The organism is Sneathiella sp. P13V-1 (assembly GCF_015143595.1).
In the GTDB taxonomy this organism is placed as follows: Bacteria; Pseudomonadota; Alphaproteobacteria; order Sneathiellales; family Sneathiellaceae; genus Sneathiella.
The window spans coordinates 432,406-458,201 of record NZ_WYEU01000001.1; the positions used below are offsets into that span (position 1 = coordinate 432,406).

At 48.9% G+C, this 25,796-nt stretch carries 29 protein-coding genes and 1 tRNA gene; 14 read left to right on the forward strand and 16 right to left on the reverse strand.

Annotated elements, in window-relative coordinates; translation table 11 throughout:
- The first annotated feature begins 85 nt into the window (after positions 1–85).
- Entirely contained in the window at positions 86–982 is an 897-nt protein-coding gene (locus tag GUA87_RS02145) for a DMT family transporter (protein ID WP_193714874.1), read from the forward strand.
- 46 nt (positions 983–1,028) lie between these two features.
- Here GUA87_RS02145 and GUA87_RS02150 read toward each other — a convergent pair whose 3' ends face one another.
- From GUA87_RS02150 to GUA87_RS02170, 5 genes are all read right to left on the reverse strand, one after another.
- On the reverse strand, positions 1,029–1,901 hold the full coding sequence (locus tag GUA87_RS02150) for a 3-hydroxybutyryl-CoA dehydrogenase (RefSeq protein WP_193714875.1): 873 nt from the start codon (positions 1,899–1,901) through the stop codon (positions 1,029–1,031).
- 67 nt (positions 1,902–1,968) lie between these two features.
- Positions 1,969–2,898, reverse strand: a complete 930-nt coding sequence (locus GUA87_RS02155) for an electron transfer flavoprotein subunit alpha/FixB family protein (protein ID WP_193714876.1) — start codon at positions 2,896–2,898, stop codon at positions 1,969–1,971.
- On the reverse strand, positions 2,898–3,647 hold the full coding sequence (locus GUA87_RS02160) for an electron transfer flavoprotein subunit beta/FixA family protein (RefSeq protein WP_193714877.1): 750 nt from the start codon (positions 3,645–3,647) through the stop codon (positions 2,898–2,900). Before GUA87_RS02160 ends, GUA87_RS02155 begins: the two co-directional genes overlap by 1 nt.
- Positions 3,648–3,847: 200 nt before the next feature.
- Positions 3,848–4,417: a cob(I)yrinic acid a,c-diamide adenosyltransferase gene (locus GUA87_RS02165; protein WP_193714878.1), complete on the reverse strand. Its 570-nt coding sequence runs from the start codon at positions 4,415–4,417 to the stop codon at positions 3,848–3,850.
- 6 nt (positions 4,418–4,423) lie between these two features.
- Entirely contained in the window at positions 4,424–4,618 is a 195-nt protein-coding gene (locus GUA87_RS02170; RefSeq protein WP_193714879.1) for a twin transmembrane helix small protein, read from the reverse strand.
- Positions 4,619–4,684: 66 nt separating this feature from the next.
- Here GUA87_RS02170 and GUA87_RS02175 point away from each other — a divergent pair, with 66 nt between their 5' ends.
- The 6 genes from GUA87_RS02175 (at position 4,685) to GUA87_RS02200 (ending at position 8,726) form a co-directional block, all read left to right on the forward strand.
- Complete coding sequence (locus GUA87_RS02175; protein ID WP_193714880.1) at positions 4,685–5,857, forward strand: NAD(P)/FAD-dependent oxidoreductase; 1,173 nt, start codon at positions 4,685–4,687, stop codon at positions 5,855–5,857.
- A gap of 132 nt (positions 5,858–5,989) precedes the next feature.
- Complete coding sequence (locus tag GUA87_RS02180) at positions 5,990–6,220, forward strand: hypothetical protein (RefSeq protein ID WP_193714881.1); 231 nt, start codon at positions 5,990–5,992, stop codon at positions 6,218–6,220.
- 13 nt (positions 6,221–6,233) lie between these two features.
- Complete coding sequence (locus GUA87_RS02185; RefSeq protein WP_193714882.1) at positions 6,234–6,431, forward strand: 2-hydroxymuconate tautomerase family protein; 198 nt, start codon at positions 6,234–6,236, stop codon at positions 6,429–6,431.
- 111 nt (positions 6,432–6,542) lie between these two features.
- Complete coding sequence (locus GUA87_RS02190) at positions 6,543–7,076, forward strand: DUF4142 domain-containing protein (RefSeq protein WP_193714883.1); 534 nt, start codon at positions 6,543–6,545, stop codon at positions 7,074–7,076.
- 65 nt (positions 7,077–7,141) lie between these two features.
- Positions 7,142–7,786 carry a Crp/Fnr family transcriptional regulator gene (locus GUA87_RS02195; RefSeq protein WP_193714884.1) on the forward strand — a complete coding sequence of 215 codons (645 nt, stop codon included), beginning with the start codon at positions 7,142–7,144 and terminating at the stop codon, positions 7,784–7,786.
- Positions 7,787–7,874: 88 nt separating this feature from the next.
- On the forward strand, positions 7,875–8,726 hold the full coding sequence (locus GUA87_RS02200; protein ID WP_193714885.1) for a YhjD/YihY/BrkB family envelope integrity protein: 852 nt from the start codon (positions 7,875–7,877) through the stop codon (positions 8,724–8,726).
- Here GUA87_RS02200 and GUA87_RS02205 read toward each other — a convergent pair.
- The 3 genes from GUA87_RS02205 to ccrA all read right to left on the reverse strand — a co-directional run bounded on the left by GUA87_RS02205 (position 8,715) and on the right by ccrA (position 13,149).
- Positions 8,715–9,995, reverse strand: coding sequence for an NAD(P)/FAD-dependent oxidoreductase (locus tag GUA87_RS02205; protein ID WP_193714886.1), 1,281 nt, complete (start codon positions 9,993–9,995; stop codon positions 8,715–8,717). The two genes, GUA87_RS02200 and GUA87_RS02205, sit on opposite strands and share 12 nt — an antisense overlap.
- Before the next feature lie 112 nt (positions 9,996–10,107).
- Positions 10,108–11,787 (reverse strand): acyl-CoA dehydrogenase family protein, encoded by a 1,680-nt coding sequence (locus tag GUA87_RS02210; protein WP_193714887.1) that lies wholly within the window; start codon positions 11,785–11,787, stop codon positions 10,108–10,110.
- Between the two features lie 60 nt (positions 11,788–11,847).
- Positions 11,848–13,149 (reverse strand): crotonyl-CoA carboxylase/reductase, encoded by a 1,302-nt coding sequence (gene ccrA, locus GUA87_RS02215; protein WP_193714888.1) that lies wholly within the window; start codon positions 13,147–13,149, stop codon positions 11,848–11,850.
- Positions 13,150–13,395: 246 nt separating this feature from the next.
- On the opposite strand from ccrA, the gene GUA87_RS02220 reads away from it, so the two are divergent.
- Positions 13,396–15,411, forward strand: coding sequence for a methylmalonyl-CoA mutase family protein (locus GUA87_RS02220; RefSeq protein ID WP_193714889.1), 2,016 nt, complete (start codon positions 13,396–13,398; stop codon positions 15,409–15,411).
- A 37-nt stretch (positions 15,412–15,448) separates the two neighbouring features.
- On the opposite strand, the gene GUA87_RS02225 is transcribed toward GUA87_RS02220, so the two are convergent.
- Both GUA87_RS02225 and gluQRS read right to left on the reverse strand, forming a co-directional pair.
- Positions 15,449–15,844, reverse strand: coding sequence for an MAPEG family protein (locus GUA87_RS02225; RefSeq protein WP_193714890.1), 396 nt, complete (start codon positions 15,842–15,844; stop codon positions 15,449–15,451).
- Between the two features lie 16 nt (positions 15,845–15,860).
- Positions 15,861–16,706, reverse strand: coding sequence for a tRNA glutamyl-Q(34) synthetase GluQRS (gene gluQRS, locus GUA87_RS02230; RefSeq protein WP_193714891.1), 846 nt, complete (start codon positions 16,704–16,706; stop codon positions 15,861–15,863).
- A 129-nt stretch (positions 16,707–16,835) separates the two neighbouring features.
- On the opposite strand from gluQRS, the gene GUA87_RS02235 reads away from it, so the two are divergent.
- The 4 genes from GUA87_RS02235 (at position 16,836) to GUA87_RS02250 (ending at position 20,264) form a co-directional block, all read left to right on the forward strand.
- Positions 16,836–18,122, forward strand: a complete 1,287-nt coding sequence (locus tag GUA87_RS02235) for a S41 family peptidase (RefSeq protein WP_193714892.1) — start codon at positions 16,836–16,838, stop codon at positions 18,120–18,122.
- Between the two features lies 1 nt (position 18,123).
- The gene (locus GUA87_RS02240; RefSeq protein WP_193714893.1) at positions 18,124–18,771 is read left to right on the forward strand and encodes a DNA-3-methyladenine glycosylase family protein; all 648 of its coding nucleotides are present in this window, start codon (positions 18,124–18,126) and stop codon (positions 18,769–18,771) included.
- Positions 18,772–18,893: 122 nt separating this feature from the next.
- Positions 18,894–19,445, forward strand: a complete 552-nt coding sequence (locus GUA87_RS02245) for an HNH endonuclease (protein WP_193714894.1) — start codon at positions 18,894–18,896, stop codon at positions 19,443–19,445.
- A 90-nt stretch (positions 19,446–19,535) separates the two neighbouring features.
- Positions 19,536–20,264: a hypothetical protein gene (locus tag GUA87_RS02250; protein WP_193714895.1), complete on the forward strand. Its 729-nt coding sequence runs from the start codon at positions 19,536–19,538 to the stop codon at positions 20,262–20,264.
- 12 nt (positions 20,265–20,276) lie between these two features.
- On the opposite strand, the gene GUA87_RS02255 is transcribed toward GUA87_RS02250, so the two are convergent.
- From GUA87_RS02255 to GUA87_RS02265, 3 genes are read right to left on the reverse strand one after another with little or no spacing between them, the layout of a single operon-like run.
- Complete coding sequence (locus GUA87_RS02255; protein ID WP_193714896.1) at positions 20,277–20,855, reverse strand: demethoxyubiquinone hydroxylase family protein; 579 nt, start codon at positions 20,853–20,855, stop codon at positions 20,277–20,279.
- Entirely contained in the window at positions 20,855–21,346 is a 492-nt protein-coding gene (locus tag GUA87_RS02260) for a disulfide bond formation protein B (protein ID WP_193714897.1), read from the reverse strand. The genes GUA87_RS02255 and GUA87_RS02260 overlap by 1 nt, the downstream gene beginning before the upstream one ends.
- An 18-nt stretch (positions 21,347–21,364) precedes the next feature.
- The gene (locus GUA87_RS02265; RefSeq protein WP_193714898.1) at positions 21,365–21,946 is read right to left on the reverse strand and encodes a YqaA family protein; all 582 of its coding nucleotides are present in this window, start codon (positions 21,944–21,946) and stop codon (positions 21,365–21,367) included.
- Between the two features lie 247 nt (positions 21,947–22,193).
- Here GUA87_RS02265 and GUA87_RS02270 point away from each other — a divergent pair, with 247 nt between their 5' ends.
- Positions 22,194–22,907 carry a response regulator gene (locus tag GUA87_RS02270; RefSeq protein WP_193714899.1) on the forward strand — a complete coding sequence of 238 codons (714 nt, stop codon included), beginning with the start codon at positions 22,194–22,196 and terminating at the stop codon, positions 22,905–22,907.
- A 90-nt stretch (positions 22,908–22,997) separates the two neighbouring features.
- Positions 22,998–23,083, forward strand: a tRNA-Leu gene (locus GUA87_RS02275).
- A gap of 28 nt (positions 23,084–23,111) precedes the next feature.
- Here the strand turns inward: GUA87_RS02275 and GUA87_RS02280 are convergent.
- The 3 genes from GUA87_RS02280 to GUA87_RS02290 all read right to left on the reverse strand — a co-directional run bounded on the left by GUA87_RS02280 (position 23,112) and on the right by GUA87_RS02290 (position 25,782).
- Positions 23,112–23,513, reverse strand: coding sequence for a DCC1-like thiol-disulfide oxidoreductase family protein (locus GUA87_RS02280; protein WP_193714900.1), 402 nt, complete (start codon positions 23,511–23,513; stop codon positions 23,112–23,114).
- Between the two features lie 9 nt (positions 23,514–23,522).
- Positions 23,523–24,554, reverse strand: coding sequence for a glutathione S-transferase family protein (locus GUA87_RS02285; protein ID WP_193714901.1), 1,032 nt, complete (start codon positions 24,552–24,554; stop codon positions 23,523–23,525).
- A gap of 127 nt (positions 24,555–24,681) precedes the next feature.
- A complete protein-coding gene (locus GUA87_RS02290; protein WP_193714902.1) occupies positions 24,682–25,782 on the reverse strand; it encodes a branched-chain amino acid ABC transporter substrate-binding protein in 1,101 nt (366 codons plus the stop codon).
- Positions 25,783–25,796: the final 14 nt, after the last annotated feature.

Consider the following 25,796-nt stretch of genomic DNA (forward strand, 5'->3'; position numbering starts at 1 on the left):
CAAAAACCCGGGCCCTTTACGGTCCGGGTTTTTCATTCCAGTTCCTAATTTCCCACACCGGCTTTGCTGAGTTGTCGAGTACCTAATGACGGAAATTCACCGCCCCAAAAAATTGCTTGGTTATCTTGCCGCATTTTCCATCGTCTTTATTTGGTCGGGATGGATCGTTGCGACACGTTCCGGGGCAACCTCACCGCTGACTATCTATGACAGCACTTTTCTTCGGTTTGGAATTTCAGGTTTGCTGGTCCTGCCCGTCGCCATTTATTTCAAAGCCTGGCGAGGGCTTACTCTCAAGCAAATTCTGGTAACTTCTCAATCCCTCGGCATTGTCTACATTCTAGTCGTTTTTCTGGCTTTCAAACATGCGCCCGCCGCCCATGGTGGTGTGTTTATGAACGGGGTTATTCCTGCGCTAACCTTGTTCTTCGGTTGGATTTGGTTTCGGGACATTCCCCATAAAATGCAGTATCTGGGCGCAACACTGATTATTGTCGGTGCTGGAATGACCTTGCTGGGAGCAGAAAATACGGCCACACCTGATGCATGGCTTGGCGATATTCTGTTCGTTATCGCAGGCCTGTTTTTCACCTTTTATATGATCCTCACCCGGCTTTGGAGCCTCACTAACATGCAGATCGTGTTCTGCTCCTCTGTCGTGAACGGGATCCTTGTGGTGCCGGTTTGGTATTTCTTCGCGCCTTCGGGTCTGGATCAAGCGACTATTGCGGACATAGCACTGCAAGGCACCTATCAAGGACTTATAGCCACACTTGTTGGGATGTTGCTTGTTGCGTTTGCTGTTCGTCATATTGGCGCCCCAACTGTTGCCGCCTTTATGTCTGCAGTACCCGGCGTCGCAGCGTTACTTGGACTGTTCTTATTGGGGGAGGAATTTGGCTTATTAGGTTGGCTAAGCCTTCTTGTCCTGACCCCCGGCATTTTAATAACCGCGATCTGGAACAGACCTTCAAAAGCATAAAAAAAGCCCCGCAAAATTGCGGGGCTTTTTTTGAATTCGTTTCGCCTTAACGCGTTGGCGTTGGCTCATCTGTTGTGTAGTCATAGAAACCACGTCCGGTTTTGCGACCATACCAACCCGCTTCCACATACTTCACAAGCAGTGGACATGGACGGTATTTTGTATCTGCCAGACCTTCATACAGAACCTGCATGATGGAAAGACAAACATCCAAACCGATAAAATCAGCCAATTGCAGTGGTCCCATTGGATGGTTTGCACCAAGGCGCATACCGGAATCAATAGCCTGCACAGTCCCCACACCTTCATATAGGGTGTAGATGGCTTCGTTAATCATCGGAAGCAGGATACGGTTCACGATAAAGGCCGGGAAATCTTCCGCAGGTGTTGGGGATTTACCCAGACGAAGTGTCAAATCCTGAACTTTCTGGAAGGTTTCTTCACTTGTGGCAATACCACGGATCAGCTCAACCAGCTTCATCATCGGAACCGGGTTCATGAAGTGCATTCCCATGAACTGATCAGGACGATCCGTGACCGACGCAAGCCGGGTCACGGAAATGGAAGATGTGTTTGTTGCGATGATAGCTTCGGGCTTCAACTGCGGACCCAAAGGCGCCAAAATGGCTTTCTTTGTTTCCTCATTCTCGGTCGCAGCCTCGATAACAAGGTCGACTTCCGGAAGATAGTCATCGTCCATGACAGTTGTGATGCGGGATAGGGCTGCAACCATATCCCCTTCAGCAAGTTTACCCCTGCCGACCTGGCGTTGCATATTGCCTTCAATAACTTTCAATGCTTTTGAAAGCTGTTCCTCAGAGATATCTCTAAGATACACATCAAGACCAGCAACCGCCATTACATGGGCAATACCATTGCCCATCTGGCCAGCACCAATTACACCTACCTTATTAATCATCGCGTACCGTCCTGTAGTCCAGAATAACGCAAGATCATAGCGTTGGAATCATCGCAAACACAAGTCATTAAAGTGCAGCTTCCAGTTCAGGTAGTGCTTTGAACAGGTCTGCAACAAGACCGTAATCAGCGACCTGGAAAATAGGTGCTTCTTCGTCTTTGTTGATCGCAACGATCACTTTACTGTCTTTCATACCAGCCAAGTGCTGGATCGCGCCGGAAATACCAACTGCGATGTAAAGCTCTGGTGCAACCACTTTACCTGTCTGACCTACCTGATAATCGTTTGGAACGAAACCAGCGTCAACAGCTGCACGGCTGGCGCCAACTGCGGCACCCAGCTTATCGGCAACTGCCTCGATCAGTGGGAAATTGTCGCCGGACTGCATGCCACGACCACCAGAGATAACAACACGTGCGGCTGTCAGTTCTGGACGTTCGGAAACAGACAATTCTTCACCAACGAAGGAAGATAGACCGGCGTCTGCTGCAGCAGATGCGTTTTCAACAGCGGCAGAACCACCTTCTGCAGCAGCCGCTGCGAAAGCTGTGGAGCGAACTGTGATAACTTTCTTGGCATCTTTAGTCTGAACAGTTGCCATGGCGTTACCTGCGTAGATCGGACGCACAAATGTGTCAGCAGACACAATACCGGTAATTTCAGAAAGTTGCGCAACGTCAAGAACGGCTGCAACACGTGGCATGATGTTTTTGCCTGATGTTGTCGCAGGTGCAACCAGTGCGTCATAAGATCCAGCCATGTCCACGATCAACGCAGAAACATTTTCAGCCAGAGAATTTGCATAAAGCGCATCGTCAACCAGAATGACTTTGGCAACACCAGCAACTTTTGCAGCTTCGTCAGCAACAGCGGCACAGCCGGAGCCTGCAACCAGTACATGGACGTCACCACCAAGCTGAGAAGCAGCGGTTACCGCGTTCAATGTGGCCGCACCAAGAGCCGCATTGTCATGATCAGCATATACAAGAACAGTCATTAGATAACTCCCGCTTCGTCTTTGAGCTTGGCAACAAGCTCTTCTACACTTCCAACCATAACACCGGCTTGACGCTGTGCAGGCTCTTCAACTTTCAGAGTTGTAAGGCGCGGTGCCACATCCAGACCCAGATCAGCGATATCTTTTTCATCAATCGGCTTTTTCTTGGCTTTCATGATGTTTGGAAGAGACGCGTAACGTGGCTCATTCAGACGCAGATCAGTTGTCACAACTGCTGGCATCTTCAGGTCAACTGTCTGTAGACCACCGTCGATTTCACGAGTTACCTTCACAGAACCTTCGCCAAGGTCAACCTCGGAGGCGAATGTACCCTGTGCCCAACCCAGAAGAGCGGAGAGCATCTGACCTGTCTGGTTGCTATCGTCATCAATAGCCTGCTTACCAACAATGATCAGGTCCGGAGCTTCTTCAGCAGCAACAGCTTTCAGAACTTTAGCAACGCCCAGTGGCTCGACTTCGTCATCAGTTTTTACCAGGATACCGCGATCGGCGCCCATGGCGAGAGCTGTACGGATTGTTTCCTGTGCGGCCTGCGGGCCAACAGAGGCAACAACAACTTCCGTTGCTTTACCAGCTTCTTTAAGACGAAGAGCTTCTTCGACGGCAATTTCGTCGAATGGGTTCATTGACATTTTTACGTTAGCGAGTTCGACACCAGTGTTGTCCGATTTAACACGGATCTTCACGTTGTAGTCTACGACACGCTTAACAGCGACGAGGATTTTCATGGATCGGTTTTCTCCCAAGCCAAATGTCCCTCCGGTCGTGCAGGAAACTCATTAATCCTACATCCGTAAGGGGGGGTGTTTCACTTTCTTTTTCGGCAGTGCACAATAATTAGCAAATGACATTCTGTCAAACACCATGGCACAGCCATTTATTTATGCCCCTGCGCTTCTTTTATAGAAAGATTTCGGGGACGAAAAGGCTATCTGTTTGCGCCGGGCACCCAAAGGACGTCTTTTGTCCCTTTGCCATTAAGATATCGCCCGATAACAAACAGAAAATCCGAAAGACGATTTATGTAACTTATTGAAATTGAATTTATATTTTCGATTTCAGACAAGGAAACCATGCGCCGCTCTGCTCTGCGGCAAACTGTCCTAGCATGATGCAAATGGGCAGAAGCGGCAGAACCACCCGGCAGAATAAAGGAATTGAGGGTGGAGAGTTCACTATTTAGCGAATCAATTTCTGCCTCCAACCGGTTCACCTGATCCTGCACAATCCGCAGAGGTGGATATTTGGGATTCTCTTCCTCCGGTGTACAAAGATCAGCCCCGAGATCAAAAAGATCGTTCTGAATACGGCTTAACATAGCATCCGCATCTGGCAATTCGGATGTATGAAGGCGGGCAACACCAACAATGGCGTTCAGCTCATCCACATCGCCATAAGCCTCAACCCGCGCATCGTCTTTCGCTACACGCGCGCCATTCCCAAGAGACGTCTGCCCCTTGTCACCACCACGGGTGTAGATTTTCGTCAGTTTTACCATGCTTTTCTATTCCAAACCGAACCAAAGTGCGATCAGGATGAGCGCAACAGTAATCGCCTGCATGATAATTCTAAGACGCATTAACTTGTTGCTGTGCTTGCGGTTAAACTCCCCTCCCTTACCCATGGAGAGGACACCGATTAAAACAACAAGAAAAGTTGCTGCCATTGCGGCAATAATGAGATAATTAAACATGCCCATTCAAATAACACAGTTTTCCCTCCCGGCAAACAGCGGGAGCCTGTTTCTAAGTGGTAATTTTGTGAAATGACATTCGACATAATCATTATTGGCGGCGGCGTTGTTGGCGCATCCATAGCTTACTTTTTGACCAAGAATGCAGCCTCTGATTTGAAGGTCGCAGTCGTTGAGAAAGACAGCAGTTATCAATATGGCTCCACCGCCCGGTCAGCAGGTGGCATTCGCCATCAGTTTTCAACACCTGAAAATATCCGCATTTCACAATTTGGGACCGAGTTCCTGAGAAACATCACAGAACATCTGTCAACGGATGGCACAAAGGTGGATGTATCTTACAATGAAGGTGGATATCTCTTCCTCGCGTCCAATCAGAACATCCCGATCCTCTATAATAACAATACCATTCAGCGCCGCGAAAATGTGGATGTAGCCCTAATGGATCCCGATGACTTAAGCCGCGCGTTTCCCTGGATGAATGTTGGGGATCTGGCTGGCGGATCACTTGGTCTTTCCGGCGAAGGGTGGCTTGACGCTTATGGACTGAACCAGGCGTTTCGCAAAAAAGCCATTCAACAAGGGGCCACTTTCTTAAAAGAAGAAGCGCTTTCCCTCGAAATGGACGGAATTAAAGTTACAGCTATTAACCTCTCGGAAAGCGGGACCGTTAAAGCGGGTACTTTTATTAACGCCGCCGGCGCACGTGCAGATGAAGTTGCCAAATGGGCAGGCATTGATCTGGATGTCCGGTCCCGCAAAAGATATGTTTATTCCTTCTCCTGCCGAACTGAAATCCCCGATTGCCCGCTGACAGTTGACCCAAGTGGCGTGTATTTCCGCCCCGAAGGTCATCAGTTCATTTCAGGTTGCTCTCCTGAAGCTGACAATGACCCTGACTGCACCGACTTTGAAGTGGATTATGGCTGGTTTGAAGAACATATCTGGCCCGTTCTGGCAAATCGCGTGCCCGCATTTGAAGCCATCAAAATGGAAAATGCCTGGGCAGGTCACTATGCCTATAATTTGTTGGATCAAAATGTCGTTCTTGGCCCTCACCCAGAGGTTACCAACTTTGTCTTCGCCAATGGCTTTTCGGGTCACGGATTGCAACAGGCCCCTGCTGTTGGCCGCGCCATCAGTGAATTGGTTCTGGATGGAAAATATTCCACACTGGATCTTAATGTCTTTAACTTCGAGCGCATGCTCACCGGCAAAGCCGTCAAAGAGATAAACGTCGTTTAGGAAAATCGAATTTAAACCGACAGCCCCTCTATAGATTCCGACCTATTGTTGAAAAACCTTACTCGATTAATACATAAAGAGGAAATAACAAGCGAAGGAGGGTCGGAAGTGGGGCACATAGGTGAAGGTATTATGCGTATCGTTACGTATTTGATCTTCGAATTGTTACTTCATAATTTTCCTGGCTTCACACTTGGCGCGTTCGTCGGTGCTCTTCAATGCGGATTATTCTTTGTCTTCGATTTACCAGAAAGCGATATTGTTATTGGAGCAATGATGTTCACCTCTATGGTAATCTCTGGCATCCTCTGTGAATATGCCCGGCGATGCATGTCGACGGACCAACGCCAAAACACGCAATAGAGAAAGTTGTAAAATGCCAGTCGTTAGAATTGAAATGTTTGCGGGCCGCGATGCGGAAACAAAGCAAAAACTGGTTAGAGAAATGACCGATAGCATGGCGCGCCTTACGGGGTGCTCCCCTGAAAGCGTCAGCGTCATTATCACTGATGTGCCTAAAGAAAACTGGGGACTTGGCGGTGAACTTGCCTCTACCAAATTTCCGGATAAATAAATCTCTCTAGCAGAAGCGCTCACTTATTTTTTCCAATGTATCTCAAGATACATAAGTGAGCCTTCCATCTCGCTATTCCTAAGGCATCCCGATGTTTTAAGGATTAGAAAGATGAAAAAACTCTACGCACTCACCCTCCTCTGCTTCCTCCCCTTTGTTACTCTTGCACCTACAGTGTCGCAAGCAGGTGGGCTGGATGATGAGACCATTTTTGCGATTTTCGATCAGGCGAATATGGCGGATATCGCGACAGGGCGGCTCGGCTTAAAGAAAAGCACAAATTCCAAAGTTCGAATGCTGGCCACCATGGTTGTAAAAGACCATTCAGCGGTTCAGCAAATGGGCCGGGATATTGCCTATAAATCAGGTATGCTCGGAACCCCGCCAGCGGACGATAAATCCTGGGAAAATCAGGCGGCGGCGCTTGCAAAGCTGGATAAACTGGAAGGTGCCGAATTTGATAAAGCCTATGTGCTTTACGAAATCGCTTACCACACTGCGGTTATTGACGCGATCAACACAACTTTGCTACCCGCCATTAAGAGTGCAGAATTTAAAGGCATCGTTCTGAAAGTCCTGCCCGGATTTGAACATCATCTGGCGGAGACCAAGCGGGTCGCAGATGAAATGGGACTTAAATACTAACAAGGTGGTGGCGCTGGCCGGATCTGCCCTTTAGTCTGGCCAGCAACCTTTTAAAAGGGGCGCAAATGACATTAGAGAACGAACTTTCAGAAAGTGGGCGAGAGCTTTACCACTCCCGCCTGATCACAAAAAAAGTTAAAGCCGGTCAGGCAATTTTGGATAAAGGCGACACCGTATCCGGGGCGTATATCGTCCAAAAAGGCCGCTTACGTGTCTACACCTTAAGCGAACAGGGACGTGAAGCTACGCTTTACAATATTGGACCGGGGGAGACCTGCATCCTTGCCATCAACAGTCTGTTCAATGAATTTCTCTACCCCGCTTGGGTTATCGCCGATGAAGACACCGAAATTGGTGTTCTTCCGGGAAACATCTTCCGGGATCTCTTCCGAAGTGAAGCGGTTATTCAGGACACAACTATTAAAGCGCTCTCTTCAACTGTGTTTGGATTGATGACCCAGCTGGAAATCCAGCACGCACAAACCGTCAAACAAAAGCTTGCCGGATATCTGCTTCGAAGCGCCTCTCCAGAACATGTGGTTGAGGTTACCCAGCAGAAAATCGCAGATGATTTGGGATCGTCCCGGGAATTTGTGGCTCGGCAAATGGCCGCACTCGTTCAAGATAATCTGGTCAAAACCTCCAGAGGAAAAATTGAGATCCTTAATCCGCGTAAACTTGGAAAGTTAAGTGCAAGCGAAGAGAATTAGAATCTATCGCTCTTGTCTTTGACCTTTAAGTACCGTTAAGCTGCGCCAGTTGAATTGTTCTGCTAAAGAAGAAATCAAAAGGGGCGGCATGGGCAATATTATTAAGGACATCCTGCTGGATATTCTGCGTCATTTTGCGCGGCGAAACTGTCCGCGTATGGCGACTGCTTTGAGTTACCAGACATTGCTGGCCATTGTGCCGCTGTTTATCCTAGCCATCTCCCTTTTGACCTATGTAGATGCGTTTTACACCTTGCAGGAAGACATCCTGTTTTTCCTGTTCGACAACTTCCTGCCGGGCACAATCGCCAATGTGTATGACATGTTGCAGGATCTGGTCTTGAACGCCAAACAACTCACTTTTGTTGGTTTGGCAGGGCTCGCGGTTACAGCGGTTCTCTTGTTTTTGGGGATTGAGGATAGTTTTCGTGAAATCTGGCGGGTAAACTCAACGCGAAATATTTTTGTGCGTTTGTTTGCCTATCATTTTTTCATTGTCATTGGTCCCATTGCCTTGTCTTCAAGCCTGACATTGGTGACGTGGCTGTCTTCCCTAACCGAAGAAGCAAGTGGCATTTCCTTTGAAGGGATTGCCCCCTATTTCAATTTTGTTCTGCCCTTCCTTTTAAGTTTTGTGATCCTTTTCAGCCTCTACAAACTTGTGCCTGCACAAAAGGTATATTGGACACATGCTGGTATTGGTGCCGGGATCGCCGCGTCCCTTTTTGTTTTAGGCAAGCAGATATTTGGCTATTACCTGCTTCTTTTTCCGGGGTATGAGTTGATTTACGGGGCGTTGGCCATCTTGCCGCTTTTTCTGGTTTGGCTATATGTCAGTTGGTTAATGGTTATGCTTGGGGCCACCATCACAGCGGTTTTGGGCTTTCACTTAAACGGCAATTTGACACCGCGTGAAAATCCGATTGAACTATATTCCTAAGCGATCGGCAAATCGGTGCCACATGATCACCGCGGGCATAAACCACGGGTTCCCTGAATAAAGCACCTTGGTTGGCATGGGCATATCGTCAAAAGCGGTTCTGCCTTTTTCAGTATCCCCAAGAATCTTATATCCAAGCCGCTGCCCAAAATAGGTAGATCGCGCCACGCCAGATCCGCAATATCCCATGGCATAGAAAAACCCGTTTTGCTGTCCAATATGTGGTGTGTGATCAAAAGTGTAAGCCACTCGACCAGACCAGACATGGCTGGTTCCAACGGATTTCAATTCAGGATAAATTTCCTCCATACAAGCGCGCAGGAGATTTTTATTAGCTTCTGGACGGTCTTTCAAACTGGCCGCGCGTCCGCCAAACAAGATCCTCTTTCCATCAGGGGATGGACGATAATAGGCAACCAACCGGCGACTATCTCCATACATCCGCCGTTTCGGCATTAGTCGATCCATCATCTCTGAGGAGATTTCATCAGTCGCAATCATCGCACTTCGAATAGGCAGCAGTCGGCGTCGCCATTCAGGAAACGCTTTCCCGGTATACCCATTTGTACAAATAGCGACATTTTGTGCGGTAACAATGCCTTTGATCGTTTGGACTTTATACCCGCCCGGTGTTTTTTCAATGGCTTCAACCGGCGTAAAGGCGTGAAGATGAACGCCTGCATGTTTCACAACCTCAAGGAAACCGTCATAATATTTGCCGGGATGCAAACCGCCATCTTGAGAATAAACCAATCCACCACAGAATTTATTCGACCCCGTTTCTTCTGCCTGATCTTTGGCGCTTACCATATGTCCTTTCAGACCGGTTTCGCGGGCTAATTCCTCCAATTGCCGGGCCATTTGATCATAATGAGCAGGCTTTAACGCCCCACGAAAACGGCCAACACGCTGAAAATCTGCGTCTATATTTTCGGTGCGAATAAAATCTTCCAGAAAGTCAACAAACCCAAGGCTTTCTTTTAAAATCTCGCTGGTTTTCTCTTGCCCATACACAGACTTCAAACCTGCAATACCAAGTTTATGAAAGCTGGGCCCCACCATACCGCCATTTCTCGAACTGGCCCCTTCGCCTAAACATCCCGCCTCGAACAAAGTGACTTTCACACCGGCACGGGCCAGCACAAGCGCGGTGGATAATCCTGTATATCCCCCGCCGATCACAACCACATCCGTGTTGGTTTCAAGCGGCTGATTATCCGGGCTTAGATCTCTTGGGGCGGCTTCCCACCAGTATGGAACTTGCTTCATTTTTCCCTGCCTTTTGTCAGACGATAGGACGGCAGATGGATCATCGCAAGGCAAGAAAAAAGCGCCGCAGTTTCCTGCGACGCCTTTTGTCTTTTGTTGGATTGGAAAAGGCTTAATTTGCCCCTTCCAGCAGACGACGGGCAATAACCTGCGCCTGAATTTCGCCTGCACCCTCGAAAATATTGAGGATACGAGCATCGCACAAGACCCGACTGATCGGATACTCAAGTGCAAAACCATTACCGCCGTGGATTTGCAAGGCGTTATCCGCAGCATTCCATGCTACACGCGCACCTAGCAGTTTTGCCATACCAGCTTCCAGGTCACAGCGGCGACCTTCATCCTTGGCACGGGCAGATGCATAAGTCAGCTGACGAGCCATCATGATCTCAACAGCCATCCAGGCCAGCTTGCCGGAGACACGTGGGAATTCAATGATAGGACGGGCAAACTGTACACGATCCAGCGCGTAGCGAATGCCAAGTTCCATGGCGTTCTGCGCAACACCAATGGCACGAGCCGCAGTTTGAATACGGGCACTTTCAAAAGTCTGCATCAGCTGTTTAAAGCCATTGCCTTCTTCTTCACCCAAAAGGTTTTCTGCCTTCACTTCGAAGTTATCGAAGCCAAGTTCATATTCCTTCATACCGCGGTAACCCAGAACTTCAATTTCACCGCCAGTCATACCTTCGGTTGGGAAATCTTCGTCCTCTGTCATGTGCTGCTTTTCAGCAAGGAACATGGACAGACCTTTATAACCTGGCTCATCCGGGTTCGTGCGAGCCAGCAATGTCATCACATCGGCACGTGCCGCATGGGTAATCCATGTTTTGTTGCCCGTGATTTTGTAAACGTCACCGTCTTTCACCGCACGTGTGCGAAGGGAGGCAAGGTCAGATCCGGTGTTAGGCTCTGTGAAAACCGCTGTCGGCAAGATCTCACCTGACGCAATTTTCGGCAGCCATTTCTTCTTCTGCGCGTCCGATCCACCAGCCAGAATAAGTTCAGCTGCAATCTCAGAACGTGTTCCAAGGGAACCCACACCGATATAACCACGGGACAACTCTTCAGACACCACGCACATGGACATCTTGCCAAGGCCCAATCCGTCATATTCTTCGGGAATGGTCAGACCAAAGACGCCAAGCTCAGACATATGCTTCACAACTGGCATCGGGATCAATTCATCTTTCAGGTGCCATTCATGGGCATACGGGCCCACTTCTTCGTCACTGAAACGACGGAACTGGTCGCGGATCATGGCGTAGGTTTCATCAAGGCAAGGATCGCCGAAGAAACCTGTATCCATGCCTTCGGCCAGAAGTTCGGCCATGCGCATCCGAACAGGTGTTGTATAACCCTCATTGATCAGCTTCTTAACATCCGCTGTCTGGAAAGCGTCCACATCGTCGTCAGAGACACCCAAATCCTGTGCGCGAATAATTTCGCCCAAGGTCATTGGGATACCACCCGCCATCTGTGAAAGATAACCTGAGAAACCGGCCTGTAGCGTAAGTTGCTCCAGCTCTCCCAGCTTGCCTTCTTCTTTCAGAGAACGTGTCCAGACGAGGGTTTCTTTTAAGGTTTCCACATAGGTCACAAGCCATGCAAGGCCGTGGGTCGCATACTGGTTTTGCTCAACCAGCTTCGCGCTCACCCGACCATCGTCACCACGTGTGAAAGAAGCAACGGCTTGTATAGCCTGCTGTTTCAAAGTTTCCGCTGAACCCAAAGCGGATTCGCAAAGCGAATCCAGCCCGGACAGAATCAGGGAAGAATTAGAATCTGTCATGATTACTATTGCTCATTATTGTTGTCGTTGACCGATCAACGCAAAGTGTGGAAACCCCTATTAGGAGTTTCCTGCTTCAATTGCATCTTCAAGTGTACGAAGACCCGGCACTTTTGCGGAAACCAGCACAGCCATATTACCTGGTTTGTGTTGGTTGTTCAGCATTTTAGTGTGGGCACGTGGAATATCTTCCCAAGAGAAGACTTCTGACATACACGGATCAATACGACGTTCAATCACCAACTGGTTCGCCTGTGACGCCTGTTTCAGGTTCGCAAAGTGGCTACCCTGAATACGCTTCTGACGCATCCAAACAAAACGGGCATCCATTGTGAGGTTAAAGCCAGTTGTACCCGCACAGAACACGACCATACCACCACGTTTTACAACGTTACAGGACACAGGGAATGTAGATTCGCCTGGATGTTCGAAGACGAAGTCAACGTCGTTGCCTTTACCTGTGATATCCCAAATGGCTTTACCAAATTCGCGAGTTTTCTTCATATACTCAGCAAAACCCTCGCCGTTCACTGTTGGAAGCTGACCCCAGCAGTCAAAATCATTACGGTTGATCACACCTTTGGCGCCAAGGGACATAACAAAGTCACGCTTGGATTCATCTGAAATCACACCAATGGCATGGGCACCGGCTGCGGCACAAAGCTGAATGGCCATGGAACCCAGACCACCAGATGCACCCCAAACCAGAACATTGTGACCTGGACGCAGGATATGTGGACGGTGACCGAACAACATGCGGTAAGCTGTTGCAAGTGTCAGTGTGTAACAGGCGCTTTCTTCCCAAGTCAGGTGCTTAGGACGTGGCATCAATTGACGGTCCTGCACGCGGCAGAACTGAGAGAAAGATCCGTCAGGCGTCTCATAACCCCAGATACGCTGGGATTTGGAGAACATTGGATCGCCACCGTTACATTCCTCATCGTCACCATCGTCCTGGTTACAGTGAATGATAACTTCGTCACCAACTTTCACACGCTTCACTTTGCTGCCAACTGCGTAAACGATACCGGACGCGTCAGAACCTGCGATGTGATATGGCTCGTTATGAACGTCAAATACCGATACTGGCTGACCCAGGGAGGCCCAAACACCGTTATAGTTCACACCAGCTGCCATCACGAGGACCAGCACGTCATGGGAATCAAGCTGAGGTGTGTCCACCACTTCCATCTGCATGGCTTTTTCTGGCTCACCTTCGCGCTCGCGGCGAATGGCCCACGCATACATCTTGGATGGGACGTGACCTACTGGTGGAATTTCACCAACTTCATACAGGTCTTTCAAAGGCGCACTGTTTTCAGTGCTAGGGGAGTTTTGCTCAACTGCTTCAGGTTTCGACATCGTTACTCAGTCCTTCTGCTCCGGTTTTGCATCAGCCCTGTTATAAATTATTGTCGGAGTGCAGGGCCAATGCGCGTCATTTTTTGTCGCCAGAAATTTATCCAGCGGTAATAATGATGAAACATTACCTTCTGAAATCAACGGTGCAAGTTTTTTTTGCACTGCAAAACAAAGTTATGATATTACTTATCTCAACAACAACGAGAAACAAGTAACCGTTTTGCGGCAGAAAGACGAAAGATTATTATGAGCAAGAACGCAACGGAAAGTCCGAAAAACGCGACTGCAGCAAAGAAAGATCGCCCCTGGCTGTTTAGAACCTATTCAGGTCATTCATCTGCCAAGGCATCTAATGAACTTTATAAAACGAATCTTGGAAAAGGGCAAACAGGATTGTCTGTAGCCTTTGATTTGCCTACGCAAACCGGATATGATTCGGATCACGTGCTCGCACGTGGTGAGGTCGGCAAGGTGGGTGTTCCTATCTGTCACATCGGTGATATGCGGACCCTTTTCGATGAGATTCCCCTCGAAAAAATGAACACTTCCATGACAATTAACGCCACTTCAGCGTGGTTGTTAGCCCTCTATATCGCAGTTGCGGAAGAACAGGGTGCCGATCGGAAGACCTTACAAGGCACTGTTCAGAACGATATCATCAAGGAATACCTGTCTCGCGGCACCTATATTTTCCCTCCTGCACCTAGTATGAAGCTAATCACAGACGTGGTGAGCTTCACGTATCAAGAAGTGCCGAAGTGGAATCCAACAAATGTGTGTTCCTATCACCTGCAAGAAGCCGGCGCGACCCCCGTTCAGGAGCTTTCCTTCGCACTTGCAACAGCGATTGCCGTTCTGGATGCTGTAAAAGAATCAGGACAAATCAGTCCAGAAGACTTCCCGGAAGCCACCGGACGTATCAGTTTCTTTGTAAATGCAGGCATTCGTTTCATCACTGAGATGTGCAAAATGCGCGCATTTGTGGACCTATGGGACGAGATCCTTAAAGAACGCTATGGCGTAGAGAACGAAAAATTCCGCCGCTTCCGCTATGGCGTGCAGGTGAACTCTCTCGGTCTTACCGAACAACAGCCAGAGAATAACGTCTATCGTATCCTGCTTGAAATGCTGGCGGTTGTGTTGTCCAAAAACGCGCGCGCCCGCGCGGTACAGCTCCCAGCGTGGAACGAAGCACTTGGTTTGCCGCGCCCATGGGATCAGCAGTGGTCACTGCGCCTGCAGCAGATTGTCGCCTTTGAAACGGATCTTCTTGAATATGCGGATATCTTTGAAGGCTCTGTTGAAATTGACCGTAAGGTGGAAGAGCTGAAAACCGCGGCACGCGAAGAATTGTCCCGTATTGAAAAAATGGGCGGCGCTGTCGCAGCTGTTGAATCAGGGTATTTAAAAGAAGCTCTGGTTCAGTCCAATACTGGTCGCGTTCAGTCCGTGATTTCAGGCGATACCACTGTCATCGGCGTGAATAAATTCACCGAAAGCACCCCGTCACCGCTCACCCAAGAAGGGGATGGTGGCATCATGACTGTGGATGCGGCGGCTGAACAGGAACAGATTGAGCGCCTTAAAGCGTGGCGGGCATCCCGTGATGAAGACGCTGTTGCCAAAGCCATTGCCGATTTGAAGGCGGCTGCGGAAAATGGCGACAACATCATGGAGCCATCCATTGCCGCCGCAAAAGCTGGCGTCACCACAGGCGAATGGTCGGAAGCCCTTCGCAACATCTATGGTGAATACCGCGCCCCAACTGGGGTGAGCGGTGCCATTTCCAGCACAAATGGCGACGCCATCGACGCGGTACGCGCAAAAGTTGGCAAAGCGGCTAACAAGCTAGGCCGCCCTCTCAAAATTCTTGTTGGCAAACCGGGTCTTGATGGCCACTCCAATGGCGCTGAACAAATTGCCGTTGCTGCCCGTGATAGCGGCATGGAAGTGGTCTATGAAGGCATTCGCCTGACCCCGGATCAGATCGTCAATGCCGCATTGGAAGAATCAGTTCACTTGGTTGGACTGTCTATTCTGTCAGGATCTCACCTGTCACTTGCAACAGATGTGGTTGAAAAACTAAACGCTGCGGGCCTTGGTGACATTCCGGTCGTGGTTGGCGGTATTATTCCGCCAGAGGATGCTGAAAAGCTGAAGGCGAAAGGCATCGCTGCGGTTTACACACCGAAAGATTTCGACATGACGGGCATTATGTCAGACATGGTGGACATCATCCTCTCCTATGAAGAGGCCGCCTAAAGTAAAAAGCCCCGCTTCAAAGCGGGGCTTTTTTTTATTACCAGGCCAGCAAGGCAAGCGCGCCAATTAACATCAGCAACAACGTCCCGATAACGGACAGCATGCGCCCCAGTTTTTGGAACTTCGTTGGTTTCACCTGGCCAAACAAAGCAAATGGGTGAACCACACGACAGATCATGAACACGGCGCCATAGGCATGCAGATATTGCGCTTCGACACCTTTAAGCTCCAACATCAAAAGAAGCAATAAAACCGCCGGGGCGTATTCCACCAGATTGCCAAATCCGCGCATCCGGATGGACATATCTTCGTTGCCGCCATCCCCTAGCGACACTTTGTGCTTCCCGCGACCGTTGGCGACACGAACGGCCAGCACGATCATCCATAAAGCCGTGAGCGCCACATAAATTGGCGTAACCGTAATCAACTCCATTTAATTCCTCCAAGGTTTAACTGAAACCGATCAACTTCCTGACATCATCGACGCTATACCCTTCTTCACGCATATGACGAAGGGTGGCTGCTTTATCTCTTTTTGCCAGTCGGCGCCCTTTCAGATCGGATACCAAGCCATGATGTTTGTATTGAGGGGTCGGAAATTCAAGCAAAAACTGTAACAAACGATGCAAGTGAGTTGCCTCGAACAGATCCTGTCCGCGCACCACAAGGCTCACCCCTTGCAGCGCATCATCATAGACAACGGCCAGATGATAACTGGTTGGGGTTTCTTTGCGGGCAAGAACCACATCCCCGAACTTCGCAGGATCCGCTTCAATGACACCCTTATCCAACTCTTCAAAATATAAAGGTTGATCCCCTTTTTCTTTTAAAGCCGCTTCCATATTAAGACGGAGCGCATATGCATCCCCCCTCTCGAACCTTTCTGCGCGCTCATCATCTGTTAAGTGACGGCAAGTTCCCGGATAAAGCGGCCCATCTGGTCCGTGTGGTGCGTTTGCCGATTGCGCCACTTCCGCGGCGATTTCCTTTCGGGTGCAAAAGCAAGGATAAACCAACCCTCGGTCATAGAGTTTTTCAAGAACAGCAGCATAATCTTCAAAGTGATCGCTCTGACGCCGAACTGGCTCTTCCCACTTCAAACCGATCCAGGAAAGATCTTCATAAATGGCGTCTTCAAACTCCGGTGTACAACGGGTCTGGTCAATATCTTCCATGCGTAAGATGAATCGCCCGCCGCTCTCCATCGCATATTTATATGCCATAGATGCAGAATAGGCGTGACCGGCGTGTAAAAAACCGCTTGGACTTGGTGCAAATCGCGTTACATATTTCATAAGTCACACTATTAACCATATTAAGGCGAAAAAAGAACAAAAAATCCGAAATTTGCATTTGTTTTCAATAGTAAATCTATGGCACTAATATATTACGTTAAGAAATTATTAACCTTGGACCCGGTGCCTATGCTGCGCAAGTATCTCATATTGGCCAACGCCATATTGATGTTGACCGCCTGTACACTGCCCTTCGCGAAGGAGCGGCATATTGTCGGCGCACTTGAGCAGTTCGAAAATGCATACACGGACACTTATGGTGATAAAGAGGAAGCGGAAGACGCGCGCGAGCTATTTTCAGAGGTCTTGCTTCGGATCGAAACACGTTATGTGGATGAAGTAGATACCCAAGTCATCACAGATACGGCCATTGCCGCGTTGAAAGACGCGAAAGGCAAAGAAGAAGTTCCTGTGACGCTGGCCCTCAATAGCGTGCTGAAATCACTGGATCCTTATTCCGCCTATATGCCGCCTGAATCCTATGAGCGTTATCAGGACAGTCTGGATGGACGCTTTAAAGGGTTTGGCTTCCGCATTGAACTTCGGAACGAAGAACTCACCGTTATTACACCGCTTCGCGGCTCCGCTGCAGAAGAGGCTGGTATCTTACCCGATGACGTTATTAGCCATATTGATGGCAAGTCTCTTAAAGGTTTCACATTACCAGAGGCTGTTACCGTCTTACGGGGTCCTGTTGGCACGCGTGCCGTTTTGACCATTAAACGCCCGGGAACGCTAAAATCGTTTGATCTCTCAGTTGAGCGCCGCGCCATCAATATTGTTCCGGTAGAATACCGAATTGACGGTGACGTCGGGTATATCAAGATTGAGACCTTCAATAAGAACACAGGGGCCAATGTCCGTGAAGCACTTGAGCATTTCGAAGAGAAACTGGGCTCCCGCATGTGTGGCGTTATTCTGGACGTTCGCAGCAACCCGGGCGGAACAGTAACATCAGCTGTACAGGTTGCTGATGAGTTCCTGGAAGAGGGAAATATTTTTTCTGCCATCAACCGTGGTAAAAGCTTTACTGAAGAAGAAGCCCACTCTGGTGATAGCATCAATGGCTTACCCATCATGGTTATGATCAATAAAGGCTCTGCGTCTGCTTCTGAAATTGTTGCAGGTGCCTTGAAGCACACACACCGCGCGCGCCTGATTGGCGAGACAAGTTACGGCAAAGGCACCATGCAGACATTGTATGATCTGGATAATGGTGGTGGCATTCGTCTGACAACCGGTCGCTTCACTGTAGGCGGCGGTGCCTCTTTCAACGGCACCGGCCTTGCCCCAGACATTCAGGACAAAACTCATCCTGATGAAAATGAATTGGCCCCTATCGCCCGCGCGGGCAAAGCCATGAACTGCACAATGTCTTTGAGAACTGCGGCAACCGACTCCACTCCACGCCAATAACATGGAAGATCCGCTTCTCAGAGAAGGTTTAAATCACCTCCGTGAAGTGGATGAAGATTTTGCGCGGGCCTTGGGTATGATCACACCGCTGCCTTCGCGAAAACGGGATATGGGGTTCGAAGCACTGACCCGGATCATCATTGAACAACAAGTGTCTTTAGCCAGTGCAGCTGCCATCTGGGGACGCATTCAGGATGACATTAATCCTTTTACCCCAACGGAATTTCTAAAGCGCAACGAAGATCATTTAAGGGAACTGGGCCTAAGCCGACCTAAAGCGCGATACTGCCTTGCCTTGGCTGGTGATATCTCTGATGGCCGCCTTGATCTTGACCGCCTCCCTGAACTTTCTGATCAGGAAGCTGCTGAGCATCTGACACAAGTGAAAGGTATTGGTCGCTGGACGGCTGAAATTTATTTGATCAGTTGCCTGCAACGTCCAGATATCTGGCCTGCAGGCGATGTCGCCCTGCAAATTGCCTTACAGCATTTAAAATCGTTGGAAACGCGACCAACAATTGACGAGATGGACGAAATATGCGCCCATCTCAGCCCGCACCGTACCCTGGCAGCCCGTGTTTTATGGCGTTACTATGTAGATGTGGTAAAGCCTCCAAAGAACCCGAAACAAATTCAAACACCTGCCTAAAAGCCCATATACAGTAGGATCACAAAAGTTTAACACAAAATACTGTATTAGGATTTGATTTTTCACTCTCTTCGGGCCACACTTACCTTATAAAGATTATCTGATTGAAGGGTCTTTATCACGTGTTGGCATCGACAGAGAAATTTCCGGCGCTTGTCCTTAACGCCGACTATCGTCCTCTCAGCTACTTCCCATTGTCGCTGTGGTCATGGCAGGATGCGCTAAAATCTGTATTCCTTGGCCGCGTCGAAATCATTTCAGAATATGATCGGGTGGTCCATTCACCAAGTTTCGAAATGAAACTACCGAGTGTCATTTGTCTGAAACGATTTGTGAAACGCAATCAGCAACCTGCCTTCACACGGTTCAACTTATTCCTGCGTGACGGATTTCAATGCCAATATTGTGGATCAAAAGAAGATCTTACCTTTGATCACGTGCTTCCAAGGCGTCTGGGCGGGGCGACCTCCTGGGAAAACATCACCACTGCATGCGCCCCCTGTAATATGAAAAAAGGGGGAAGGCTTACCCATCAGGCCGCCATGTTCCCAAGGATAAAGCCCTTCATCCCCACCCTTCACAACCTCAATGAAATGGGGCGTCTGTTCCCACCAAATTACTTGCATGAAAGTTGGCGGGATTTTCTTTATTGGGACACGGAGCTGGTCGACTAACGGGTACATTTTAGGAACATATCTTGCCTTTGATAATTGGGCGGGGTAATACAGGGGTATCCCATCGACTACCGGATTATGTGATCGACCATGAGTTACGGATTAGGCCTTTCTGAGAAAAGAAAAGCAAAAGAACGGCGCAGCAAATTCTTCAAATTTGTCTTCTACCTCCTCCTTTTGGGGGCAGCGGGCGCATATGGCTATTTTGAAGGCCAGTCAGAGGCTGACCGCAAAGTCGCGCTCGCCGATGAACAACGCCGTGTACTGTTAAAGGAAAATGATAATTTAACAGAGAAAACCCGTGCCGCCATGGACAAACAAAGCGCGGCGCTGGCAGAGGCACGCGCTTGGCGGGACAAATACGAAAAAGAGATCCCAACAGGCGAGCCACTTGAAATTCTAAACTTGGCGCGCACACGTTTGGAAGAAGGTCTGGACCCTGTTCGTATCAAGAACTTGATCACCTTGGCGCAGAATACTGAAAACTGTTCTTTGAAGCCGACCACTAAGCGCTTCATCGTCAACACACCCATTTATCAGCAACCTGGCAACTCCATCAGTTTGGCTGATGGCAGTGTAACGGTCAGCGGTCTTGGCGCATCGACACTGAACGCAGATGGCAAACCGGAAGCCTGGTATGACCCCTCCAAGCCTGTGGCGATTACGTTCACAAAAATTGGTGGGAAAACGGAAAAAGTTGAAGGCGTGTTGCCGATCAGCAAAAGTCTGGTTTTCGGATCAGATGAGTTCCGCTTCACCGTCCAACAAGGGAATCAGAGCTTCGCGGTTATTTCTGTAACCCGCTGTGATTTCCCTTAAGGTCTATTTCAATTAAATTCGTGAAGAAAGCCAGATTGCCAGTTTGGATCCGGCTTTAACGGCAGTTGTAAGCGCCTCATATCCAGGCGCTTCTTTTGCACCATGCTCCCGCGCAATATCCCGATGCTCGATCTCTTCCGCACGGAACTGCTCAATAATCTCACGAAGCTCCGGCTCGTCCTCACCCAATTGCTCAAGCTGATGCAGATAATGCTCGTCGATGACCTCTTCGACGGCCTCGGTACATGCCATTGCCGCCTCCCGGCCGAGAAGGGCCGTTCCCGCGCCCAACGCATAACCCGCCACATGCCAGATCGGAGATAATAGTGTTGGACGAACCCGACGTTCCGCGATCAGCTTTTCAAACCTCTCCCGGTGAACTTCTTCCTGTTCTTTCATATGCTGGATCGTCGGAGCATCTTCATGATCTTTGAGAACGGCATATTGCCCTTCATAAATCCTCACGGCCCCAAATTCACCAGCATGATCCACGCGAATAATCCGCTCGATCAGCTCTTTGGGGGATAGGTCACCGGGGTTGCGGCCTTCACCAGTTACTTTTGGTCCAATACCAACTTCTTGATCAGTCATTATTTTGCTTCTCTGACAAGATACCTAACAGACAACAGCATAAATATGGTCATGGCGGCGGCAAAAATAAAGTTATACCCCGCCATGGAAATACCAAACAGCTCCCAGGCAATTTCATTACACTTCACAATGGGGGCCGTCATCAGCTGCTCGCGCAATTGATCAAGCGACAAGCCGGCAGATGTGTCAGCAGCGCATTCCGCTGTACCTTCCCACCAGCCTTGCTCCACACCTACATGGTAAGCCGCGATCCCTGCAGTTGTCGCAAATGACGCGGCGACCAGCAAGCGAACAATCACCTCAGAGACCATTTGTCGCAAGAAAAACCAAAGCACCACAAGGGCAATAATCGCCGCATAAGGCCAACGCTGATAAATACAAAGAACACAAGGATACAGGTCAAAACCATACTGGGCGATAAAGACCATACCAATGGTGACAACGGACATCGCCAAAGCAATCCAAAGTGCGTTCCTATACAATACGTCCATCTGCGCCCCTCTATCGGTCTAGATCACATACTTAATCAGTACGAAGCCACCAAACAACAGAATGAAGAACAAAAATGTCAAAATTCCGAGATATTTCTCAATAAACTCTCTAATGGGTTCACCGAACCAATAAAGAAGTCCAGCTACCAGGAAGAAACGCGCGCTGCGTGATAAAACAGAGGCTGAAATAAACGCGGCCAAGTTCAGCTGAACAACACCACTTGCGATTGTAATCACTTTATAAGGGAAAGGGGTCAATCCAAAGAAGGCGACAATCCATGCCCCCCATTCTTCATAGGAGGCCTGAAAATTCGCGAATTTGTCCTGATAGCCATAGAAACTGATGATGCTATCCCCGATGAGGGTGAAGAAGTAGTACCCGATCACATACCCAAGCAGCCCCCCGAGCACTGAGAAGATGCTACAAACCAGCGCATGACGCCACGCCTTGGCCCGATCCGCCAACACCATCGGGATCAACATCACGTCCGGCGGAATAGGAAAAACAGAACTTTCTATAAAGGAAACCCCTGCAAGGAAATAACTTGCGTTGGGGCGGGCTGCGAAGCTCATCGTATAATCATATAATTTTCGCAGCATATTCAAAGCACCCTTCTAGAAAACTGTTTAATTTTTTGGCATCGGAACCTACATAAGGCCATGCAAATTCTTATCGCAAGAGTTTTGAAATTGAAACAGATTTAAGACTGGTATAAATCATTGGTCTGATTAAAGTTTAATCCAGAGTGTCGGATTTTATTGATTTTGTAACTTTTTTATCACATGATAAGAAAGGTACACTTATGAATTGTGAGCGACAACCGGTCAGTATGGACTTACCGTCAATATGAACAGCAACATTCTAATAGTAGATGACGAGCCTGAACTGCGCGATGTTTTACGCGAAACGCTCGAAATGGAAAACTATATTGTTAGCGAAGCCGCCAATGCAGAAGAGATGCGGCACAAGTTCAATGAAGAGGATTTTGACCTCGTCATCCTGGATCTGATGATGCCAGGTGAAGATGGCCTTAGCCTTACACGGTACTTGAAAGAACGCTCAGACGTGGGTGTCATTATTCTGACGGGTAAGGGCGAAAGTGTTGACCTGATTATTGGCCTCGAAATGGGGGCGGATGATTATGTCGCCAAACCATATAACCGCCGCGAACTTCTTGCCCGAATTAAAAGCGTTCTTCGCCGTAGCGGGCGCCCTGCAGGAAAGTCTGCAGAAATCACAGATGGAAAATCCTGCATCACATTTTCTGGATGGGAACTGGATCTGCCGCATCACAAGTTGGCAGCCCCGGACGGATCAGACGTGCCGCTGACCATGGCCGAATTTCAACTGCTTAGGGTTCTTCTTGAAAACCCGGGTCAGCCGATCAATCGCGAAGACCTAAGCCTTAAAATCTTTAATAAAGAACTCCGGGAAAACAGCCGCAATATTGACGCCTTGGTGCGTCGCTTACGCCAAAAACTGGAATATGACGGCAATCAACCGCAGATGATCAAATCCGTGCGTGGTTCAGGCTACACGATCCTGACTGCCTTGGATTAATGAACTCAATCCAACGATTTTTTCAATATCGTCGTTATCTGTATTGACCCATCAAATTTGGACGCTATAGTGCGTTCACTTCCACAGATTGCCCCTGTGGCGGAATTGGTAGACGCGATGGATTCAAAATCCATTGTCCTTAGGACGTGCCTGTTCGAGTCAGGCCAGGGGCACCATATCTCTTTCTCAGTCATGACTTACAGCTCACTGCCCTGAGTGGATTTTCTGAACACCATTTATCCATAAGAGAAAATTCCGACCTGCCCGCAAAACGGGATAGCAAACCCTTGCCATGGTGGGGGATCGGAACATGATGGCATTGAAACGGTTAAACCACCCTACATTGCCGCCAAGAATGGCCATCATATTAAGGGCGTCAGCTCCATGGTAGAACATCCCCCCGTAAACCAGGACCATCCCTTCATCAAGATCCAAGCCTCTGGCGAGTATCTCTTCATACAAGGGATGACCCGCGCCTTCTCGAGCATTGAGAACATTTAATTTCCCAACCTCTTTTCGAATGCGCAAGGAATAAGAGACCAGTCTGCAGACGGGGCAATCCCCATCATAAACAACCCAGACTTCATTTTCCTTTTGTGGCTTCACGAGAGTTACCTACCCAAGCATATTGCCGTTACCCAGAAGATTGGCACTCTGCAATACCGTCTGCAAGCTCTCTTTCGCAGTATCATCAAGCCTCGAATAACAGTCTCGCAATTCCTTTAAGCATTTCGCTTGATACGGAAAGGTTGGTTGCTCCCACGGCTTGCCATCAATGATTGTCTTAAATGACGTCTCCGCCCCCATTACCGCGGCGGCATTTGCCAAAAGGAACGGTCCATATACATGTCCGATCTCTTTTAAAAGCGGAGCCAGGTGAGCAGAGACATCCTCAAAAGAAGACCACCCCTCTTCACGGCAATCCAGGCCCGACAGATCGTCCATCCGATCTATCCAGGCCCGAAGGCGGGGACTACGGGTAGCCATAAGCTCGGCGGGTGTTGGTTCAATAATCCCGATTTGCGTCAATTGTCCCTGCAGGGCGAAATCAGCAGACGATGGACGGTCGCCAAATAGAAACTGCGACTTCTGTAACAGGCTTTCCAAAACATCCAAAAGACGAAGATAGCTCTCTTCAATTGTTTGGCGTGTGGTGTCATTCGACCCCACCACATACAAACGATTAATCTGCCGATCAGCGAAAGCAGCGGCCGCTTCTTGTGCTTTCGCTGGTTCCATTGTTGGGTGAGACCAGTGAACCAGTAGCGGTGCCGCATTTTCCGCATCCCGTTTGTGCGCCCATCTGAAATGGAACATGATCTTGGTCAGCCATTCATCCGCAAAATCTTCTAACAGGTCATTCAAAAAGGATAGCCTAGGGTCCGCTGGAATAATACTCCGCCCTTCATATTCATCCTCTAAACGCCTGATGATAGGCGTCGAGTCTACAACGGCCTCCATCTCACCGTTGTCGTCCTGAAAATAGAAAGTCGGAAGCAACGGCACCCTCGCGTCAGGATATCCTTCCTTTTTCTTTGTTCCCATGGTCCAGTGAACCACATAGGGAACGCGCCTATATCGCAGCACACTTAACATTTTACGCGTGTAAGGTGACCCGGGTGATCCCAATAGTTCAAGCGTCGCCATCTCTCCCTCCTTTGTTCTTTTTATGTGAGGCCTTTGAAGAGTATCGGGAAAGTGGAGCCCAATCAACGCAACAAAAAAGCCCTGCAGGTTTCCCTGCAGGGCTCTTATTCAAAAAATAGAATACGACTTAGCGGTAGTCGTACTTGCCATTTTTCCATTCGTACCAAACGTAACCAGGCAGCTTCACGTCGCCTTTGTTATCGAAGGACAGGTTACCAAGAACAGTGCTGAACTTGCCGGAGTTCAGCGCGCCCATCACTTTACCTGGCTCAGCTGTACCAGCTGTTTTTGCAGCCTGTGCCCATGCTTGAACAGCTGCGTAAGTGTACAAAACGTACCCTTCTGGCTCGATGTTCTTCGCACGGAATTTTTCAACAAGACCAGCTGCACCTGGGTTCTTACGTGGATCTGGTGAGAATGTCATCAGAGTGCCTTCACCAGCCGCACCAGTGATTGACCAATATTCGTCTGTTACCAGCGCGTCACCGGAAACCAACTGAGTTTTCATACCCTGGTCGCGCATCTGACGCACGATCAGACCAGCTTCTGTGTGGTAACCACCAACGTAAGCAACGTCGATATTTTCCTGTTTCATTTTGGAAACAAGCGCTGTGTAGTCTTTTTCACCAGCTGTGTAGGCTTCGTACATTTTAGCTGTACCGCCCATGCTTTCCATCGCACCTTTAGTCTGGTCAGCAAGACCCTTACCGTAGGCTGTTTTGTCGTGCAGGATTGCGATGTTCTTGCCTTTAAATTCTTTAGCAAGAAGGGCACCAGCTACCTGACCTTGCTGGTCGTCACGACCACAAACGCGGTAAACATTTGGTCCACCTTCGTCAGTCAGTTTTGGGTTTGTAGAAGCAGGAGAGATCTGAATGATACCTTCTTCTTCGTAAACTTTAGATGCTGGAATAGAAGAACCTGAGCAGAAGTGGCCTGCCATAAAGACAACGCCTTTGGATACCATCTGGTTGGCAACCGCAACGGCCTGTTTTGGATCACAAGCATCGTCACCTACGGTTAGAACCAGTTTCTCACCGTTGATACCGCCAGCGGCGTTAATGTCGGCTACAGCCTGCTCAGCACCAGCTTTCATTTGCTGACCAAAGCTTGCGTACTGACCAGTCATTGGACCAGCAGTAGCAATCTGGATATCAGCCCATGCGCTTGTTGCTGTCATCATTGTGCCAGCAGTTAGCATAGTCGCTGCCAAAAGGAATTTTTTCATGAATATGACTCCCT

Bases quoted from the DNA above. Each gene is read 5' to 3' on its own strand.
- GUA87_RS02145 (WP_193714874.1), top strand. From the start codon at position 86: ATGACGGAAATTCACCGCCCCAAAAAATTGCTTGGTTATCTTGCCGCA.
- GUA87_RS02150 (WP_193714875.1), bottom strand. From the start codon at position 1,901: ATGATTAATAAGGTAGGTGTAATTGGTGCTGGCCAGATGGGCAATGGT.
- GUA87_RS02155 (WP_193714876.1), bottom strand. From the start codon at position 2,898: ATGACTGTTCTTGTATATGCTGATCATGACAATGCGGCTCTTGGTGCG.
- GUA87_RS02160 (WP_193714877.1), bottom strand. From the start codon at position 3,647: ATGAAAATCCTCGTCGCTGTTAAGCGTGTCGTAGACTACAACGTGAAG.
- GUA87_RS02165 (WP_193714878.1), bottom strand. From the start codon at position 4,417: ATGGTAAAACTGACGAAAATCTACACCCGTGGTGGTGACAAGGGGCAG.
- GUA87_RS02170 (WP_193714879.1), bottom strand. From the start codon at position 4,618: ATGGGCATGTTTAATTATCTCATTATTGCCGCAATGGCAGCAACTTTT.
- GUA87_RS02175 (WP_193714880.1), top strand. From the start codon at position 4,685: ATGACATTCGACATAATCATTATTGGCGGCGGCGTTGTTGGCGCATCC.
- GUA87_RS02180 (WP_193714881.1), top strand. From the start codon at position 5,990: ATGCGTATCGTTACGTATTTGATCTTCGAATTGTTACTTCATAATTTT.
- GUA87_RS02185 (WP_193714882.1), top strand. From the start codon at position 6,234: ATGCCAGTCGTTAGAATTGAAATGTTTGCGGGCCGCGATGCGGAAACA.
- GUA87_RS02190 (WP_193714883.1), top strand. From the start codon at position 6,543: ATGAAAAAACTCTACGCACTCACCCTCCTCTGCTTCCTCCCCTTTGTT.
- GUA87_RS02195 (WP_193714884.1), top strand. From the start codon at position 7,142: ATGACATTAGAGAACGAACTTTCAGAAAGTGGGCGAGAGCTTTACCAC.
- GUA87_RS02200 (WP_193714885.1), top strand. From the start codon at position 7,875: ATGGGCAATATTATTAAGGACATCCTGCTGGATATTCTGCGTCATTTT.
- GUA87_RS02205 (WP_193714886.1), bottom strand. From the start codon at position 9,995: ATGAAGCAAGTTCCATACTGGTGGGAAGCCGCCCCAAGAGATCTAAGC.
- GUA87_RS02210 (WP_193714887.1), bottom strand. From the start codon at position 11,787: ATGACAGATTCTAATTCTTCCCTGATTCTGTCCGGGCTGGATTCGCTT.
- ccrA (WP_193714888.1), bottom strand. From the start codon at position 13,149: ATGTCGAAACCTGAAGCAGTTGAGCAAAACTCCCCTAGCACTGAAAAC.
- GUA87_RS02220 (WP_193714889.1), top strand. From the start codon at position 13,396: ATGAGCAAGAACGCAACGGAAAGTCCGAAAAACGCGACTGCAGCAAAG.
- GUA87_RS02225 (WP_193714890.1), bottom strand. From the start codon at position 15,844: ATGGAGTTGATTACGGTTACGCCAATTTATGTGGCGCTCACGGCTTTA.
- gluQRS (WP_193714891.1), bottom strand. From the start codon at position 16,706: ATGAAATATGTAACGCGATTTGCACCAAGTCCAAGCGGTTTTTTACAC.
- GUA87_RS02235 (WP_193714892.1), top strand. From the start codon at position 16,836: ATGCTGCGCAAGTATCTCATATTGGCCAACGCCATATTGATGTTGACC.
- GUA87_RS02240 (WP_193714893.1), top strand. From the start codon at position 18,124: ATGGAAGATCCGCTTCTCAGAGAAGGTTTAAATCACCTCCGTGAAGTG.
- GUA87_RS02250 (WP_193714895.1), top strand. From the start codon at position 19,536: ATGAGTTACGGATTAGGCCTTTCTGAGAAAAGAAAAGCAAAAGAACGG.
- GUA87_RS02255 (WP_193714896.1), bottom strand. From the start codon at position 20,855: ATGACTGATCAAGAAGTTGGTATTGGACCAAAAGTAACTGGTGAAGGC.
- GUA87_RS02260 (WP_193714897.1), bottom strand. From the start codon at position 21,346: ATGGACGTATTGTATAGGAACGCACTTTGGATTGCTTTGGCGATGTCC.
- GUA87_RS02265 (WP_193714898.1), bottom strand. From the start codon at position 21,946: ATGCTGCGAAAATTATATGATTATACGATGAGCTTCGCAGCCCGCCCC.
- GUA87_RS02270 (WP_193714899.1), top strand. From the start codon at position 22,194: ATGAACAGCAACATTCTAATAGTAGATGACGAGCCTGAACTGCGCGAT.
- GUA87_RS02285 (WP_193714901.1), bottom strand. From the start codon at position 24,554: ATGGCGACGCTTGAACTATTGGGATCACCCGGGTCACCTTACACGCGT.
- GUA87_RS02290 (WP_193714902.1), bottom strand. From the start codon at position 25,782: ATGAAAAAATTCCTTTTGGCAGCGACTATGCTAACTGCTGGCACAATG.